General features: G+C 37.3%; 15 protein-coding genes, 1 tRNA gene and 1 pseudogene. 9 read left to right on the top strand and 8 right to left on the bottom strand.

The window, feature by feature from the left end:
* Positions 1-75: 75 nt before the first annotated feature.
* From BQ5338_RS12605 to BQ5338_RS12590, 4 genes are all read left to right on the top strand, one after another.
* A complete protein-coding gene (locus BQ5338_RS12605; protein WP_071147184.1) occupies positions 76-732 on the top strand; it encodes a redox-sensing transcriptional repressor Rex in 657 nt (218 codons plus the stop codon).
* Positions 732-1,346, top strand: a complete 615-nt coding sequence (locus BQ5338_RS12600; RefSeq protein WP_071147183.1) for a fumarylacetoacetate hydrolase family protein — start codon at positions 732-734, stop codon at positions 1,344-1,346. The genes BQ5338_RS12605 and BQ5338_RS12600 overlap by 1 nt, the downstream gene beginning before the upstream one ends.
* Before the next feature lie 72 nt (positions 1,347-1,418).
* Positions 1,419-1,895, top strand: a complete 477-nt coding sequence (ispF, locus tag BQ5338_RS12595; protein ID WP_071147182.1) for a 2-C-methyl-D-erythritol 2,4-cyclodiphosphate synthase — start codon at positions 1,419-1,421, stop codon at positions 1,893-1,895.
* A 64-nt stretch (positions 1,896-1,959) separates the two neighbouring features.
* Positions 1,960-2,796 (top strand): hypothetical protein, encoded by an 837-nt coding sequence (locus tag BQ5338_RS12590; RefSeq protein WP_071147181.1) that lies wholly within the window; start codon positions 1,960-1,962, stop codon positions 2,794-2,796.
* 64 nt (positions 2,797-2,860) lie between these two features.
* On the opposite strand, the gene BQ5338_RS12585 is transcribed toward BQ5338_RS12590, so the two are convergent.
* The 5 genes from BQ5338_RS12585 to BQ5338_RS12565 all read right to left on the bottom strand — a co-directional run bounded on the left by BQ5338_RS12585 (position 2,861) and on the right by BQ5338_RS12565 (position 6,617).
* Positions 2,861-3,865: an inorganic phosphate transporter gene (locus BQ5338_RS12585; RefSeq protein WP_071147180.1), complete on the bottom strand. Its 1,005-nt coding sequence runs from the start codon at positions 3,863-3,865 to the stop codon at positions 2,861-2,863.
* 13 nt (positions 3,866-3,878) lie between these two features.
* Positions 3,879-4,529, bottom strand: a complete 651-nt coding sequence (locus BQ5338_RS12580; RefSeq protein WP_071147179.1) for a DUF47 domain-containing protein — start codon at positions 4,527-4,529, stop codon at positions 3,879-3,881.
* Positions 4,530-4,713: 184 nt separating this feature from the next.
* Positions 4,714-4,789: transfer RNA gene (locus tag BQ5338_RS12575), tRNA-Lys, on the bottom strand.
* A gap of 80 nt (positions 4,790-4,869) precedes the next feature.
* Entirely contained in the window at positions 4,870-6,006 is a 1,137-nt protein-coding gene (locus tag BQ5338_RS12570) for an AI-2E family transporter (protein ID WP_071147178.1), read from the bottom strand.
* An 11-nt stretch (positions 6,007-6,017) separates the two neighbouring features.
* Complete coding sequence (locus tag BQ5338_RS12565) at positions 6,018-6,617, bottom strand: thymidine kinase (protein WP_071147177.1); 600 nt, start codon at positions 6,615-6,617, stop codon at positions 6,018-6,020.
* A gap of 108 nt (positions 6,618-6,725) precedes the next feature.
* Between BQ5338_RS12565 and BQ5338_RS12560 the strand changes: the two genes are divergently transcribed.
* The 4 genes from BQ5338_RS12560 to BQ5338_RS12545 all read left to right on the top strand — a co-directional run bounded on the left by BQ5338_RS12560 (position 6,726) and on the right by BQ5338_RS12545 (position 9,678).
* Positions 6,726-7,322 (top strand): hypothetical protein, encoded by a 597-nt coding sequence (locus tag BQ5338_RS12560; RefSeq protein WP_071147176.1) that lies wholly within the window; start codon positions 6,726-6,728, stop codon positions 7,320-7,322.
* A gap of 7 nt (positions 7,323-7,329) precedes the next feature.
* Positions 7,330-8,004, top strand: a complete 675-nt coding sequence (gene rsmI / locus BQ5338_RS12555) for a 16S rRNA (cytidine(1402)-2'-O)-methyltransferase (protein ID WP_071147175.1) — start codon at positions 7,330-7,332, stop codon at positions 8,002-8,004.
* A 35-nt stretch (positions 8,005-8,039) separates the two neighbouring features.
* The gene (locus tag BQ5338_RS12550; protein ID WP_071147174.1) at positions 8,040-8,897 is read left to right on the top strand and encodes a Cbp1 family collagen-binding glycoprotein adhesin; all 858 of its coding nucleotides are present in this window, start codon (positions 8,040-8,042) and stop codon (positions 8,895-8,897) included.
* 88 nt (positions 8,898-8,985) lie between these two features.
* Complete coding sequence (locus tag BQ5338_RS12545; RefSeq protein WP_071147173.1) at positions 8,986-9,678, top strand: YjjG family noncanonical pyrimidine nucleotidase; 693 nt, start codon at positions 8,986-8,988, stop codon at positions 9,676-9,678.
* Between the two features lie 168 nt (positions 9,679-9,846).
* On the opposite strand, the gene BQ5338_RS12540 is transcribed toward BQ5338_RS12545, so the two are convergent.
* From BQ5338_RS12540 to BQ5338_RS12530, 3 genes are all read right to left on the bottom strand, one after another.
* On the bottom strand, positions 9,847-11,241 hold the full coding sequence (locus tag BQ5338_RS12540) for a RagB/SusD family nutrient uptake outer membrane protein (RefSeq protein ID WP_071147172.1): 1,395 nt from the start codon (positions 11,239-11,241) through the stop codon (positions 9,847-9,849).
* A gap of 22 nt (positions 11,242-11,263) precedes the next feature.
* Complete coding sequence (locus BQ5338_RS12535) at positions 11,264-14,404, bottom strand: SusC/RagA family TonB-linked outer membrane protein (protein ID WP_235816428.1); 3,141 nt, start codon at positions 14,402-14,404, stop codon at positions 11,264-11,266.
* A gap of 705 nt (positions 14,405-15,109) precedes the next feature.
* The gene (locus tag BQ5338_RS12530; RefSeq protein WP_071147171.1) at positions 15,110-15,559 is read right to left on the bottom strand and encodes an HU family DNA-binding protein; all 450 of its coding nucleotides are present in this window, start codon (positions 15,557-15,559) and stop codon (positions 15,110-15,112) included.
* 430 nt (positions 15,560-15,989) lie between these two features.
* Here BQ5338_RS12530 and BQ5338_RS12525 point away from each other — a divergent pair.
* A pseudogene (locus tag BQ5338_RS12525) lies at positions 15,990-17,191 on the top strand (site-specific integrase).
* The last annotated feature ends 72 nt before the right edge of the window (positions 17,192-17,263 follow it).

Below are 17,263 nucleotides of genomic sequence, written 5' to 3'. Positions count from 1 at the left end.
TTGCTCAATAAAATTTGCAATCCCAAAAAAAGATGTAATTTTGTCTTTCGCTAACGCTAAAGCAATTAAGTTTCTATGAGCAATCAAATACATCACAAAGATATCGCAAAAGTGCCGGAACCTACATTACGCAGGCTTCCATGGTATCTTTCTAATGTCAAATTGCTAAAGCAAAAAGGGGAGCAATATGTTTCTTCTACTCAGATTTCTAAGGAGATTAACATCGATGCGTCTCAGATAGCTAAAGATCTTTCTTATGTTAATATTACAGGCCGTACCCGTGTAGGTTATGAGGTTGATGTTCTGATAGAAGTTCTAGAAGACTTTCTTGGCTTTACTAATATGCATAAAGCTTTTCTTTTTGGTGTCGGTAGTTTAGGTGGCGCCTTGTTGTGTGATTCAGGTTTGACCCATTTTGGGCTGAAGATAGTAGCAGCATTTGACGTCAATCCAGATATTATAGGAACTACGATTAATGGGATTCCTATTTTTCATTCGAATGACTTTGAAATGAAGATGAAAGAGTACGAAGTAAACATTGGCGTTCTTACAGTGCCTATTGAAATTGCCCAGCGAATAACTGACATAATGGTGATTGGTGGAGTTAAAGCCGTTTGGAACTTTACCCCCTTCCGTATACGTGTTCCTGAAGATATTGTAGTGCAAAACACCTCCTTATATGCTCATTTGGCTGTTATGTTTAATCGTCTAAATTTTAATGAACGCGAGTAATGAAAATTATAGCTATAGGCATGAATTACGCTCTGCACAATAAGGAGCTAGGCCATACATCAATTAATAAAGAACCGGTTATTTTTATGAAGCCGGATTCAGCAATACTTAAAGATTGTAAACCTTTTTTCATACCCGACTTTTCTGAGGAAATACATTACGAAGCGGAAATAGTGGTTCGTATTAATCGTTTGGGTAAGAATATTGCTCCTCGCTTTGCCCAGCGTTATTATGATGCTGTTACAGTAGGCATTGATTTTACTGCCCGTGATTTACAACGTAAGTTTCGTGAAGTAGGAAATCCTTGGGAACTTTGCAAGGGTTTTGATGATTCTGCTGCCATAGGGAAATTTGTGCCTGTCGATCGGTTTGCTGACGTGCAACAATTGCATTTTTATCTGAATATTGATGGTAAAACTGTTCAGCAGGGTTGCACTACGGATATGCTATTTCGGGTAGATGATATTATTGCTTATGTCAGTCGTTTTGTTACGCTTAAAATTGGCGATTTATTATTTACAGGTACACCAGCCGGAGTCGGTCCGGTTAGTGTTGGTCAGCATCTGCAAGGTTATCTGGAAGAGGAAAAAGTACTCGATTTTTATATTCGCTGAATATCTTTCTCAATTAGACCTTTTGCCGATTGGTATATTTAGATAACGACTTAAAAGAAAGAAACTGGATCAATGAAAATAAGAGTAGGGTTTGGATTCGATGTTCATCAATTAGTTGAAAATCGTGAATTATGGATAGGAGGTATTCGTCTTGAGCACGAGAAGGGCTTACTTGGCCACTCTGATGCAGATGTATTAGTACATGCTATTTGCGATGCCTTATTAGGGGCAGCTAATATGCGGGATATCGGTTATCATTTTCCCGATACTGCTGGTGAATTTAAGAATATAGATAGCAAGATACTTCTGAGTAAAACGGTGGAACTTCTTCGTGGTAGAGGGTATCAAATAGGTAACATTGATGCAACTGTTTGTGCGGAACGGCCTAAGTTGAAAGCTCATATCCCTGCTATGCAGGAAACTCTTTCTGATGTGATGGGCATTGATCTTGATGATATTTCTATCAAAGCCACCACTACAGAGAAACTTGGGTTTACCGGGCGTGAAGAAGGGATCTCTGCTTACGTTACGGTATTGATCACAAAATAGGCATTAAACATGATTCTCGTGTTGCTTTTACTAGAACATGACAAATAACTAGAATACAAGAGCTATGAACACTTTTTTCAGACTTACTATCATTACAATGATTGCTCTTATTTATGCAGGAGTAGCATTTTGTCAAGACAAAATTTATCGTAGGAATCCTACAGATACTATTTCATGTAAAATAGTGGAAATAGGGGAGGAATTGATTAAGTATTCTACCGACACGTATGCGCAGAACTTAACGTTTACGTTGGACAAGAATAACGTAACCAAAATTATTTTCGAAAGTGGCAAAGAACTGACTTTTTCTGATTCTATGTTTGGAAAAGAACACTATCAGTCGCAGCGTAAGGATGCTATCAAATTAAGTTTCCTTTCCCCATTGATGGGATCTAGTATTTTCTCATACGAACATAGTCTGAAGCCCGGACAGTCTTTGGAGTTCGGTCTTGGTATTATCGGTGCTGGAGTAGATTCCAGTGATGATAATCCATCCGGTCTTATCGTTAAGTTTGGTTATAAATTTCTGACCTCACCCAATTGGTATGATCGTCGCAATCGATATGCCCATGTGCTTAAAGGTTTTTATGTTAAGCCCGAAGCTACCTTCTTGCATTATACAGTAGATGAGAATAATTATTATTATGGTGATGATGTTTATTCTTATATGAAGGAACGCCGTTCTAGCACTATGTTCTCATTAATGATTGTGGGTGGGAAGCAGTGGGTTTTTGCTGATGTCTTTCTCTTGGATCTCTTTACCGGAATTGGTTATGGTTTTGGCCATAATCCGGATGACAGATCTTGGCATTATGGCTTTTTAGGCGGAACAAATGACACTCCATTGGCACTCACGGCTGGATTGAAGATTGGTTTCCTCATTGGACGAAAGAAAAAATAATAAAGCTTTTTATAAGATAGCGTATGCGGCACACTAAGTAAATAGACGGCACACACGCTGTCTATTATTTAATACCTATAAAGTTTACAATTAAATAGATAATGCTGGCAAGTAGCGCACTTACTGGGATTGTAAGTATCCATGCCCACATTAAGTTTATAGTTACTCCCCAACGAACAGCGGATAATCTCTTTACAGCACCTACGCCCATGATAGAACCTGTGATAGTGTGTGTTGTACTTACCGGTATTTTTAGAATCTCAGTGATGAAAAGAGTAAGGGCACCTGCTGTTTCGGCACATACGCCTTCTAAAGCCGTAACTTTGGTTATTTTACTTCCCATTGTTTTAACAATACGCCAACCGCCACTCATAGTGCCTAGGCCTATTGCTGCAAAGCAGGATAGCGGGATCCAATTAGGCATTGATTCTACAGAATCAATAGTCCCGTAGGAAATCATGGCCGTGGCAATAATACCCATTACTTTTTGAGAATCATTTAATCCGTGTCCCAAACTAAATAATCCCGAAGATACTAGCTGGAGTTTTCTAAATGAATTTTCTGCTGTTCGGGCATTCACTCCTTTAAATATCCACAACACTCCGATGGTAATCATTGCAGAGATAATCATGCCAATGAGTGGGGCCAGAACGATAAACATAGCAATTTTTATAATAACGGCAGTATGGATTGCCTGAAAACCTGAAGCACAGATTGCAGCTCCTGCGAATCCGCCAATCAATGTGTGTGAGGATGATGAAGGAATCCCCAACCACCATGTTGCAAGATTCCAGCTAATAGCAGCAATAAGACCCGATAAAATAATAGGTAAAGTGATGTACTCTTTTAGGACGGTTTTAGAGACAGTGTCGGCAATTCCGAACTCGCCAAAGATATATTTTGCAACGAAGAAAGCTATGAAGTTAAATGCTGCTGCCCACAAAACAGCCTGAAAAGGAGTTAATACACGGGTTGTTACGACCGTTGCAATAGAGTTTGCTGCATCATGAAAGCCATTAATAAAGTCGAAGATGAGTCCTAATGCAATAACAATAATTAATAGTATCATATAGTTCTATTTACTAGGCGTATTTTACAAGGATAGTGGTGATTACTTTTCCTGTGCTATTAATCTTATTTACAGCCTTTTCAAGCTCCTGAATAATTTCTTTGAGTTTGATTAGTTCAACAGTACTTTTTTCCTCTTTAAAAAGACACATAATTGCCTCTTCGTAAACAGCATCAGCTTCTTCTTCCAATCTTTTTATTTCTTTGCAATGAGCACGAAGACGAAAATCAGTCTTCTTCATGTTAGATAGCTCGTTGGCAGCGTTCAAAATTTCGTCGCTACCTTTCTTGATAATTTCAACCAATGAGGCCGTATGCATGGGGAAAGCGTGAGGTTGGTAGAGAAGTACTTTTTGTGCGCAACGGTTGATTACATCAATAACATCATCCATGATATCAGCAAGAGCATGAACATCTTCTCTATCAAAAGGAGTGATGAATGTGTTGTTTAGCTCGCGGATAATACTTCCGGTAACGATATCTCCCTTGACTTCTTCAGCTTTGATCAATCTGCATAGCTCATCTCTACGCTCTTTGTCCTCACTCGTGAAAAGTTCTTGGAGATAAATGGATGACTGAGCCAATATTGAAGCTGTTTCTGCCAGCATTGGGAGGAACTTAACATCTTTTGGAGCAAACATGCTCAATAAAGTATTGATTTTCATTACTTTTATGTTATTTTAGTTGCAAAGATATCGTTTTTCAAATTATTAATGTGAACATCTCTTAGATTATTGTTTAGCAGTCTATTTTGTCTTGCTTTTACTTCCTTGTAGTGGATAAGAAATAAAATAGCCTCCTAAATAATTAATTTAAGAGGCTACGAATGGCGAATTTTCATTCTTCTTTTGGTGACCCGCCTGGGGCTCGAACCCAGGACCCCAACATTAAAAGTGTTGTGCTCTACCAGCTGAGCTAGCGAATCAGTCCTTTATTGCTGTTAAGCGGGTGCAAAGATATAGGTATTTCTTTAAAATGCAAGAGACTTGGGTGAAAAACTTTCATTTATTTTTCTTCTGAGCTCTTTGTTGACTGATAATCAGATGATTCCTTTACTTTTTGATTAATTCTTTCGTGGCCTACAATGAAACGTTGGTAATACGAAAGTAGAAGAGTTGTTATTGGTAGGGCTATGATCATGCCTAATATTCCCATTAAACTTCCCCAAATGGAAAGAGACAGCAGGATGATTGCAGGGTTTAATCCTGTTATCTTTCCCATTACTTTGGGGACGATTATTACATCTTGTATTGTTTGTACTATCGCAAAGACAGCTAAAGCAGATGCTAATATAATCCAAAAATCTCCTCCGGTGTCGGCTGCTTTCAGCATAGCTAGAGCAACGGTTGGTATGAAGCCTATAATTTGAAGATAAGGTACCAGATTTAGCACCCCAATAAAAAGCCCTAATCCTATTGCGAGTGGAAAATCAATGATTAAAAAACCTATGCAGAATAGAATGCCTACACAGAATGCTACAAGTGCCTGTCCTCTGAAGTATGTATTCATTCCTTTTTGCACATCTCGTACCAGCGTTGTGGCGAAATAACGATATTTATCAGGCAATAAATGAATCCATCCTTCAGCTATTGATTCATAATCTAGCAAGATGAAGATTACGTAAAGTAATATGATGAAAGAGGCTAAAATGCTAAATAGAAAGTCTATGGAGTCAGATAGTAGTGTCCATAATCTCGGTACAATGTTTTTGGTTGCTTCGGCTATGTTTTCTTGGCTAAGCATTCTATTTATTGCTTCCAGGTCAATGTTCTGATGTATGAATTTTGATAATACTTTAGGTATGCTAGTGCTATCTATTCCATCTGCAAAGTAGATCGTTAGTAGGTCTTGCACTCTGCTGAACTCTTCAATGACAGGAGGGATTAACAGGTATGAAGCTCCGCCAGCTAGTAAGGTTAAGGTTAGTAATGCGCAGATAATAGCTATGATTCTGCTGCGTAACCGTAACTTATATTGGAAAAATTTAACCAACGGATAAAGAAGATAGGCAATGAGCCATGCAATAAAGAAAGGTAACAGCACACCGCTCAACCTTTCAATGAGCATCAAGGCGCCTACAATGATACCTATTCCAAGTACCATGCGGATAAAGCTATCAAATGTTATTTTCTTTTCTAGCATATAGGGAGTTATTAAGTGTTGTCTTTGTCTCCTTTTCTGGCTCGTACATAGCATTCTCGGCATAGGGGTTCGTATTCCTCCGTTTCTCCTAGCAAAACTTGTTTTTCACTTTTTACCGTGCGGTGTGAAAAGGAAGCAAGTTGACCACATTTTACGCAAATAGCATGTACCTTTGATACCTCGTCGGCAATCGCACAGAGTCCGGGTATAGGGCCAAATGGAAGACCTTTAAAATCCATATCCAGTCCAGCGATAATTACTCGAATTCCATTGTTGGCCAGCTGGTTGCACACTTCTATTAATCCATTGTCGAAAAATTGAGCTTCATCAATGCCTACGACATCTATTTCAGAGGTAAAGAGCAATATGCTTGCTGAAGAATCAATAGGAGTGGAGGATATAGAATTACTGTCGTGAGATACTACATCCTCCTCTGAGTAACGAGTGTCAATTGCTGGCTTGAATATTTCTACCCGTTGGCGTGCGAATTTAGCCCGTTTCAGACGACGAATTAACTCTTCCGTTTTTCCCGAAAACATTGATCCGCAAATAACCTCAATTCTTCCTCTCATCTTTGTTTCTTGTATCTGATCCTCCGAAAATAGTACCATTATAAAGTGTGTTATATTTGCTTGCAAAAGTAACACTTTTGTTTGCTTATCGGCTTTTTTCCATTATTTATTTCTACATTTGCGACATCATTCAGAGATGAAAATCGTATGCAATCATTATTAACTGATATAGAATTAGATGTTCAGGAGTTGAAATACCTGACGGATGTTATTTCGCATGAACCCAATTCCCCTTTGAAGGAGGTGGCGAAGCGAAGTGTCTTGCAAATGCGTTCGCGCTTAGATACTTTATTGGAACTGCTGAATGAAAAAGACTGTGTTGCTAAAAACACAGAGACCTATTCTCAGAGCGAACAAGAGGCAATTTTAATAGTGAGAGATAAATCTGTTGTGCCAGAAGTGATTATTAATGAAGATTCAGTGATTGTTCCTGAAGGAGTTGCTTCTGAGGGCAAAAGCGATTCGATCTCGCGAGTAATATCCCCTATGGCAAAAACCATTTTGGCTGAACAAATAAAACCGGCTGGAGGATTGCGGCAGACAATGAGCCTGAATGACTTTTTTCGTTTTGCTCGTGAGTTGTTTCATGGTGATGCTGACCGGATGAATGCCGTGCTGCAACAATTGAGTAGTAAAAAGACTCTTGCAGATGCATTGGTATATCTTTCTTCCGAATTGGATGCTGGCGCAGACGAAGAGGCTGCGATTGACTTTACTGAACTCTTAAAGAAATATTTCAATTAGCGTATAGATGGGAAAATTATATGTAATACCTACTCCGGTAGGTAATCTTGAAGACATGACATTTCGAGCTATTCGCATGCTAAAGGAGGCGGATCTAATTTTAGCTGAAGACACTCGTACTTCGGGAATTCTTCTAAAGCATTTTGAAATAAAAAACTCGATGCAATCTCATCATAAATTCAATGAACATAAAACGGTGGAGAGCGTTGTTAATAGGATGAAAGGCGGAGAGACGGTTGCGCTTATTTCGGATGCAGGGACGCCAGGGATTTCCGATCCGGGTTTTCTTGTGGTGCGTGAATGTGTTCGCAATGGCATTGATGTGGAATGTCTTCCAGGAGCTACAGCATTTGTTCCTGCACTTGTGGCATCAGGTTTGCCGAACGAGAGATTCTGTTTCGAAGGTTTTCTGCCGCAGAAAAAAGGGCGCATGACCAAGTTGAAATCTTTAATGGAAGAGAAGCGTACGATGGTATTTTATGAGTCACCCCATCGCCTTCTGAAGACATTAACTCAGTTTGTTGAATACTTTGGTCCCGAGAGGCAGGTTTCAGTTTCAAGAGAAATCTCTAAGATTCATGAAGAAACCGTGCGTGGTAACTTAACCGAATTGGTGGAACACTTCACCAAGACCGATCCTAGAGGTGAGATTGTGATAGTAATAGGAGGAATAGACGATTAGAAATAACTTCATTAAGAAACGTAAAACAAAAACGTATGAAAAAGTTAGCAATTTTATTTGTATGCGTGGCCTTTCTGGCTTCGTGTGATAACAAAGGTGGCAATAAGGACCAACTTAAAGCGGAGAATGATTCACTCTTGATGGAATTGACCCAACGCAATTCAGAATTGGATGAAATGATGGGTACTTTTAATGAGATCCAAGAAGGCTTTCGTCAGATCAATACAGCCGAAAGTCGTGTTGACTTGCAACGTGGTACTATTACTGAGAATGCTGCTTCAGCTAAGCAACAAATAGCTTCGGACATTGAGTTCATTAGCAAAACAATGGAAGAAAACAAATCTCAGATTGCTAAGTTGCAATCGATGCTTAAGAATAGTAAAAACAACTCTGCTCAATTGAAGAAGGCTGTTGAGGCTTTGACGGCTGAATTAGCAGCAAAAACACAGCGTATCGAAGAGTTGCAATCTGAACTAGCATCTAAGAATATTCGCATTCAGGAGCTAGATGCTGCGGTAACTGGCTTGTCATCTGATAAAGAATCACTTACAGCAGAGAATGAGGCTAAAGCCCAAACGGTTTCAGAGCAAGACAGAGCAATCAATACAGCTTGGTTTGTTTTTGGTACTAAATCAGAGTTGAAATCACAAAAGATTCTTCAGAGTGGAGACGTGCTTAAGAGCTCAGACTTTAACAAAGACTACTTTACTCAGATAGACATTCGTACAACGAAAGAAATCAAATTGTACTCTAAGCGTGTTGAAGTGTTGACCAACCATCCAACAAGTTCATATAGCTTAGTTAAAGATGATAAAGGGCAGTTGACTTTAAAGATAACGAATCCAAAAGATTTCTGGAGCGTATCTAAATATTTGGTTATGCAAGTGAAGTAAGACTCGTCTCATTAATAATATAATATGCCAATATGCTAATTCTAAAATAGCATATTGGCATATTTTTATATAATTAGAATATACCGTAATGCAATACAAGAATTTATTCTTTGATCTGGATGATACACTTTGGGCTTTTTCGGCTAATGCTCGAGATACATTTGAGGAAATGTACTTTAAACATAAGCTCAATCGTTATTTTGATTCCTTTCACCACTTCTATACTCTTTATCAAAAGAGGAACGCGGAATTATGGGTTGAGTATGGCGATGGCAATATCACAAAAGAAGAGCTAAATAGTCAACGCTTCTTGTACCCCCTTCAAGCAGTGGGTGTGCCCGATGAAGTTTTGGCGAAAACCTATTCCGATGATTTCTTTACTGTAATTCCTACCAAAAGTAACCTGATGCCCCATGCTAAGGAATTGCTCGAGTATTTGTTTCCTAAGTATAACCTTTATATCCTTTCTAATGGCTTTCGGGAGCTTCAGTATCATAAGATGCGCTCGTCTGGCATTGACGGATACTTCAAAAAGATTATTCTCTCCGATGACATTGGAGTGATGAAACCATGGCCGCAGATATTTCACTATGCTCTATCAGCGACTCAATCTGAAATTGCAGACTCACTGATGATTGGAGATAGTTGGGAAGCCGATATTACAGGTGCGAGTGGAATAGGTATGCATCAGATTTATTATAATTGTATGGAGCGTACTGTTTTCCCTTTTGAAGCTACTTATACAATAAATGCCTTAAAAGAGATAAGAAGGATTTTGTAGTTTAATACTTTCACTTGTTTCTTTGGTTTATTTATGCTAGATTGTATATGTCCTTTTTTTAGCTTGCATACAAAATCTAGTAGAAATAACAAAAAAGCAGTAGAGACAGCCTAATGGCTGAATCTACTGCTTTTATTATATGAAAATAATACAGTTAGTCCATTCAGACTATTTGTTAAGATCCTGATTAATGCTAGTTTCAATTTGAGGAATAGGCCAAACATAACCGTTATCAGTAGGAGTAACTTTTATCGTTTCATTGTCACCTATTTTGATGAAGTCTTCACCTCGCCTCATTATGTCAATACCACGCAAACCTTCACCAATAAATTCTAATCGCTTTTCATTATATATAGCGTCTTTCAATGCATCGCCAGAAAGTGCATCAATATCTAATTGATCGTCAGTAGCATCAATAGAACGATGTCTCACGTCTTTCAATAATGATTTTGCAGTTCCTTCTCCTCCCGTTTTGTGTGTATAACATTCAGCAAGGTTTAATAGAGTTTCTGCGTAACGAAAGATCGGTACCCATTGCAATTTTGTTTTAGCATCAGTGAATTTTAGTAGCTTTCCATCAGTTCCTTTAAAAGAGCTAATGCGCTTATCCTTAGCCAAAGAATAATTGGATTTTGACATAATTCCATGATCTGTATCTATTAACATAATCTTGCCATCGTTATAATATTCAGCTACAGACTGCTGTGTATTAGGGACATTCGTGTCTTCCATTGGGAAAGAGAAAATAGACTCTTTACTAAAATAGGGAGTTTTATAAATCGCTGTGACATCGTCTGTAAGAGAATATCCAACGACACTTTCTCCTGCTTTAATTGCATTATCCCAATCATTCATCGACATATATACTCTCATCTTCAACATATTGGCTGCAGCCTGAGTTGCATGAGTAACGGCATCATATGTATTCACCGCTGTTGGCAATGCAGATATGACACTTAAGTCCTCAAGTATTCTTTCATATACTTGCTTAACGGTTGAACGTGGCATATTGTTATTATCTGCCCCCTTTTCTGCTTGTAAACGCAAGGGTATTGATTTGGCATCTGGGGAAATAGAATAAGGAATTGCATACAGATTATTTAAATAATAGTATGCAAATGCTCTAACAAATAAAGCCTCTTGCCTATATTGTTCATACATATCTCCAGCAACACTCTTAGATGCTTCCAGGGATTCTAAGAAGGTATTAGCCTTGTTGATTGCTAAATAGGCAGCAGTCCATGTGTCAGCATTTTCAGCATCAGTTATTCCAACATTCATATTATAGGTGCCAAATAAGGTCACAAGATTAGAGGAGATATTAATTAAATCCTCACCTCTATTATCAAAAGTGACATAAACCTTTCCGCCCATGAAAGACTCACTACCCGAATTTTTGATAGCAGCATATAATCCATCCAACGTAGCTTTAATACGGGCGGGACTAGTAAAAATATCTGTTTCATTCACAGACAGTGGTGGCTCTTGATCAAGAAAACTACTACTGCAACTGCCTAGCAAGAGAGAGCCACATAATATCGAAAATATAATATTTCTTTTCATCACTATTTCCTTTTAATTTTTTTTAAAATGATAAATTAACACCTATCGTATAAGTGCGAGCTTGAGGTAGCGTGTTTTTATCTGTTCCACCAGCCAATGTTGAACTCTCAACATTAGTTAATGTTTCTGGATCCATTCCTGAATAGCCAGTAATTACAAATAAATTTTGGGCTTGAGCATAAATACGAAGTGAGGAAATGCCAATTGCTTTAGGCCAAGTCTTAGTGTCAAAAGTATAGCCTAAAGATATATTCTTCAAACGTAAATAATCTCCTTTTTCAACCCAATCAGTGAAAGCCATTGCGGATCCATTTGAATAATTATCTCCATAAATAGGTAAAGCGTATGACGCATTTTTACGCTCTGGTGTCCAATATTTCTTTAGCACATCTTTAGAATCGTTCCAATAACGCATATCACTAGTACTTGCTCTTGTGCCATTGTAAATTTTGTTTCCACCAGAAAATTGAAAGAATACGGATAAATCAATACCTTTATACTTAAAATTGTTGCTCCAACCACCATACCAAGTTGGGGTGGTACCACCACAAATAACAGGAGTAAAATCACCAGTGAAAGCTTTGCCGTCTTCTGTAAACCAATCTCCTTCTTCATACTTGAAAAGAGTTCGTTCGCCTTTTGATCCAATAAAAACTCTACGTCCACTTTCTGGATCTATTCCAGCAGTCGGATAGAGATATAACTGTCCGATAGACTTTCCAGGCACTGTTATATTAGTCTGCTCGAGACCACCATCGTCGCCTGCAATAATATTATCAACTCCCTCTGCTAAAGAAAGAATTTTATTTTTATTTGTTGTTATATTGAAACTTGTATCCCATGTAAAGTCTTTCGTTTTAATCACATCTGCGGATATAGTAAATTCAATACCACTATTTTGCATTTTGCCAGCATTGGTCGTAATTACTCCATCTGGAATTCCCTTTGAAGGAGCTTGAGGTACATCAAGAATCAAATCAGAAGATTTTGTGTAGTAGTAGTCAAAATCAACATTAATTCTATCAAATAGTTGTGCACTAAATCCTGCATCATATTTTGCAGAGGATTCCCATTTTAGGTTGGGATCAGCTATTTGAGCTAAGCCATAGGTGCCACTTGTACCATAATTATAACTTGAATAGTAAGATTTTGAGGCATAATCACTAATGCCTGTATTTCCAACAACACCAAAGCTTCCTTTCACTTTAAAGTCATTTACAACAGATTTAAGTGGTTCAAAAAAAGCTTCTTCAGAAACCCGCCAAGCAGCCGATACTCCTCCAAAATCACCCCATCGATTCTTCTTACTTAATGCCGAATAACCATCGCGACGATAATTCAATGATAACATGTATTTGTAGGCGAAATCATAGTTAATACGACCAAAATAAGAAGCCATTGAATTTTTACTCAAATCACCGTCTGCTGTAGCTGAGCCAAAAGGTCCTTGGAATTCAGTGAATTTAGTATCTTGAAGATCTTTACGCTGAGCTGTCCAAAGTGAATAGTCTGTTTCAGATGCCTCCATACCCGCTAGAACATTGAAATTGTGGTCTCCTAGAGAGAAATTGTATGTAGCGGTATTGGTCCACGTCCATTTGTTATTCTTCGTATTATATGCGTTTGCCAGACCATTACTATTAACACCATCTCCGTGAAGCGGAGACCAAAAACGTTGATCTTCCAATCGTGCATAATCAATGCCATATTGAGTTTTTAAAACAAGTCCCTTTACAGGAGTGGCTTCGGCGTAAAAAGACCCAACAAAATGCATCATGTCACTACTTAACCCATTACCTAAAGATAGAATAGCCGCTGGATTAGAAAAAGTGCTAAACACTGTATTCCCTCCATATCCTAATCCTTTAGTTTGATAGTATGGTGTGCCATCTTCATTATACATAGGTATATTGGGAGCATTAATCAATGCTAAACGTGGAAAACCTCCTACAGAAAAGTTTGAGCCTCTACGAGCTGCATCAACATAAGAAGTTGTTCCTGTTGAAAGATTCGAATTCATTCCTATCTTCAACCATTGAGTTACAGTCGTATTGATGTTTGCCTTTACTCCTAAGCGATCATATTTATCACCTTTAACAATACCATCTTGAGTGGTATAGTTACCTGATAAATAGAATTGAGTCTTGTCTGAACCGCCACTAATAGAAGCAGAATGACTCTGAGAAAAACCATTCTGGAAAGCAGCATCTTTCCAACTTGTATCAATAGTATTACCTTGAGAATCTTTCATAAGATTGAAAGCTTTACTGCCATAAGGAGATACATATCCGTTAGTTAGTGACCTTTCGTCCGTTCCATAACGGTTCTTAACTGCCATATTTTTAAAATCAGTATATTCCTGTGCATTCATCATGTCATAAAAGCCTGTGGCATTAGAAAAGCCAACAAAGCCATCATAAGTAACCTTTGTTTTGCCACTTTGACCTTGCTTGGTAGTGATGATGATAACACCGTTTGCTGCTCTAGAACCATAAAGTGCAGCGGCAGCGGCATCTTTCAATACATCCATTGATACAATATCCGCTGGATTGATATCAGCCAAGGCATTTACATTTGCCAAATAGGACATATTACCCGATTGAATAGGCACACCATCTACTACATATAAAGGCGATGTGCCTGAAGTAATAGAATTCACACCACGCACTCGCACAATTGGTGCTTGTCCTACACCTGCTGAAGGCGTTGTAATGCTTACTCCGGAAGCACGTCCTTGAAGCATCTGGTCAAAACTCACACTTGGAACATCCTTTAAAGCACTAGCTTTCACAGACGAAACAGAAGCTGTAATCGTACGTGCACTTTGCGTACCGTAAGCAACTACGACAACTTCATCCAATAATTCAGCATCAGCTTTCAACACAACTCTCACACTAGGCTTAATCGTGATTTCTTGTGATTGCATACCAATATACGAAATCTGCAAAGTCCTTGCAGAACTTGGTATGTTAGACAAAGTAAAATGACCATCTACGTCAGTAATAGTACCTACAGTAGTACCTTTCACCAAAATAGAGGCACCTACAATTGGTAGACCGTCTTCCTCAGAAGTAACAACGCCCGTTACTTTTTGAGTTTGAGCAGTTACCAGACCTATACCTACAAAAAGGCAGGTCAATAACAGCATTAGTTTTCTTTTCATAAATTCTCTCTTAAAATTTAACCTTACATTAATTGTTTCTTTACTCTAACAAAATGCAAATTTATTAATTTTATATGAAAAAACAAGTGCTTTTCAAATAAAAGCTTAATTGTCTGACTATTTGTTAAATAAAGAATCCACTTATATGCTTTATAACATCAAATGAAATTAAAAAAACGGAAATTTTAGGAAAACAAACTATCATATTGTCTAATAAAAAATCAGATTATAATCTAGGTGATATCACAAAGTAAGCCCCAAAGCTTAAATTATAGATATTTGATACATTTATCTCACTTACTTTGCACGACAATAAGTCATACAAAGTGAGCGGAATTGAAAATTTAGGTGGGATAGAATTCAAATAAGTGTAATTTTAGCAAATCATTTAACGAATTAACTTCAAAAAAGGAGTCTTCAAGGAGCAGAATATCAAGGTAATTATCTTATTCTTTCTTTCCTTTAGTATTAATTCTGGCGGATACAGTTTTTAAACATTTAGAAATGCTATTCTTGGATATTCTTATGGCAATAAAGTTATATAGATAGCTTAAAAGCTAGATGAAAGATTATACTTATAAAGCAAATATTCTATGACTTTTTTTAGTTAATATATCTCTACAACATGTATTAGAAACGATATGGTGGTAGTAATTCTATACAACAATCACCTTTGTGATTCCCAACATATCATAGATTTTGTCGTCAGATAGATTTTTTCTTCTTCCCTTCTTCAGCTTTCACTCCGGCACTTTTATTGAATTTTCGTTCCATGCTCACAAACTCTGCACTCTTTACACTGTTTGCAAAATTAGCATCAGCCTTGAAGCAAATACGGGTAACCCAAACCTTCTTCGCCGTACACTCTTCAGGAGTTTCTACCCCTTCACTGCTGATGCCCGCATAGAAAGTACCCAACCCTTTAATCGTTACGTTTTGTCCGTCTTGGAGCAACGAAGCAATCACATCAGGCAGTTGTGTCAACACCGACAAAGCATCCCCATTCGTCAGCGCACTCCTCTCAGCCATTTTATTGGCTATCTTGAGAGAAGTAGCAGCAGCCTTTTGTAACGCTTTAGGAGCAGCATAATACAACACTTTCGGTTCTTTTCCTGATTTATCAATTTTCTTTCTTACAACATAATTAATAGGCATACATCTTATTTTTATTGAGTTCCCGTATCAAAGCTGTCTTAAAGCAAATACATCTCCTCTTGTCAATTTACTAAGATAGGAAGATCAACTCACTGACACCCCCATATCAAGATCATTTACACCCGGATATAGAACAGCTCAACACCCGGGTGTCAGTGCATTGAAAAGCAATGCAAAAATAAGAAAAGATTAAGAGAATAGCAAGAAGAGATACAAACAGGGTCGGGATATACATAATAAATCTTTTTTAGTTGATATTATATCGCTCCAGTATGTATCAGAGAGTATATAGTGCTACTAATCCCATAAAACAATTACCTTTGCATTAGCATAGCGTGGAGTATTCAGAGGCCTTTAGTTGCCCAAAAAATTCTATGTAGTTCTATTTTGAGCACAATTTCCTTCAGTAATTAACTTATTTATTTAAAAAATGGACAAAATTATCTATAACTTGGTTTTTAATAGAAAGCAAAGCCTTAACGAGAGAGGAACGGCTGTAGTGCAAGTAGAAGCTTATCTAAATAAAAGAAGAAAGTATTTCTCAACTAAAATCTATCTTACGCCAATGCAATGGGATAATAAAAAGCAAGTAATTAAGAATCATCCTAATGCAGAAGCTTTAAATAGGATGCTCTATGAATGCATTGCCTTAATTGAAAAAGAAGAGTTGAGTTTATGGCAACAAGGTAAGGTCATAACATTGGATACGTTAAAAGAAGCACTAACAACACAGAAAGAAGACAGATCTTTTCTTCCATTTTTAAAAGATGAAATTGCAAAATCACCTCTTAATGAAAGCACTAAGAAAAACCATCTTTCTACTTATCAATTACTGAGTCAGTATAAAAAAAAATATTTTTCTCTGATTTAACGTTTGAATTTATATCTTTATTTGAATCACATCTACGTTCAAAAGGCTATCATATAAATACTATCGCAAAACACATGAAACATTTGAAACGCTATGTAAACGTAGCTATAAACAAAGAATATATGGATATCCAGCAGTATGCATTCAGAAAATATAAGATAAAAACAACAGAGAATGCTCATACCCATTTAGCCCCGGATGAACTAGAACTTCTAGAAAAACTCCGATTAACAGGAAATAATATGAAGCTAAAAACAACATTAGATGCATTCCTCTTTTGTTGCTATGCTGGATTACGATATTCTGATTTTGTAAGCTTAGAGCCTGATAACTTTATATTCATAAACAAAGAAGTTTGGCTAATGTACAAATCAGTGAAAACCAAAACAGAAGTACGTTTACCTCTTTATTTGCTCTTTGATGGTAAGGCTATCTCTATTCTAGAAAAATACAAGGACGACTTATCTTTGTTTTTTAAACTCCGCGACAATTCTAATATCAATAAAGAACTTGCAAAAATATCAAAGTTATCCGGAATCTCAAAACATATATCTTTTCATTGCTTCCGTCATACAAATGCTACCTTATTAATATATAATGGCGTAAATATTACCACTGTGCAGAAATTGTTAGGTCATAAGAGTATTAAAACGACACAAGTTTATACTGATATAATGGATATGACCCTCATTCGTGATTTGGAAAAATGTACTCAGAATGTATGCAACAAAAGGATTTACTCAGAGAATATTTCTCTATAGCAATCATTGTATGCAAATAGTGCTAACTTTTAGATAAATTAATTCAGCCTATCTAAAGGTTAGTGACACTAT

This window comes from Bacteroides ihuae (genome assembly GCF_900104585.1).
GTDB lineage: Bacteria > Bacteroidota > Bacteroidia > Bacteroidales > Bacteroidaceae > Bacteroides > Bacteroides ihuae.
The sequence above is the reverse complement of the archived record's forward strand: the minus strand, read 5'-3'. Positions and strand labels throughout refer to the sequence as shown.

Excerpts from the sequence above, each read along its gene's own strand:
- BQ5338_RS12605 (WP_071147184.1), top strand. The coding sequence starts at position 76 with ATGAGCAATCAAATACATCACAAAGATATCGCAAAAGTGCCGGAACCT.
- BQ5338_RS12600 (WP_071147183.1), top strand. The coding sequence starts at position 732 with ATGAAAATTATAGCTATAGGCATGAATTACGCTCTGCACAATAAGGAG.
- ispF (WP_071147182.1), top strand. The coding sequence starts at position 1,419 with ATGAAAATAAGAGTAGGGTTTGGATTCGATGTTCATCAATTAGTTGAA.
- BQ5338_RS12590 (WP_071147181.1), top strand. The coding sequence starts at position 1,960 with ATGAACACTTTTTTCAGACTTACTATCATTACAATGATTGCTCTTATT.
- BQ5338_RS12585 (WP_071147180.1), bottom strand. The coding sequence starts at position 3,865 with ATGATACTATTAATTATTGTTATTGCATTAGGACTCATCTTCGACTTT.
- BQ5338_RS12580 (WP_071147179.1), bottom strand. The coding sequence starts at position 4,529 with ATGAAAATCAATACTTTATTGAGCATGTTTGCTCCAAAAGATGTTAAG.
- BQ5338_RS12570 (WP_071147178.1), bottom strand. The coding sequence starts at position 6,006 with ATGCTAGAAAAGAAAATAACATTTGATAGCTTTATCCGCATGGTACTT.
- BQ5338_RS12565 (WP_071147177.1), bottom strand. The coding sequence starts at position 6,617 with ATGGTACTATTTTCGGAGGATCAGATACAAGAAACAAAGATGAGAGGA.
- BQ5338_RS12560 (WP_071147176.1), top strand. The coding sequence starts at position 6,726 with ATGCAATCATTATTAACTGATATAGAATTAGATGTTCAGGAGTTGAAA.
- rsmI (WP_071147175.1), top strand. The coding sequence starts at position 7,330 with ATGGGAAAATTATATGTAATACCTACTCCGGTAGGTAATCTTGAAGAC.
- BQ5338_RS12550 (WP_071147174.1), top strand. The coding sequence starts at position 8,040 with ATGAAAAAGTTAGCAATTTTATTTGTATGCGTGGCCTTTCTGGCTTCG.
- BQ5338_RS12545 (WP_071147173.1), top strand. The coding sequence starts at position 8,986 with ATGCAATACAAGAATTTATTCTTTGATCTGGATGATACACTTTGGGCT.
- BQ5338_RS12540 (WP_071147172.1), bottom strand. The coding sequence starts at position 11,241 with ATGAAAAGAAATATTATATTTTCGATATTATGTGGCTCTCTCTTGCTA.
- BQ5338_RS12535 (WP_235816428.1), bottom strand. The coding sequence starts at position 14,404 with ATGAAAAGAAAACTAATGCTGTTATTGACCTGCCTTTTTGTAGGTATA.
- BQ5338_RS12530 (WP_071147171.1), bottom strand. The coding sequence starts at position 15,559 with ATGCCTATTAATTATGTTGTAAGAAAGAAAATTGATAAATCAGGAAAA.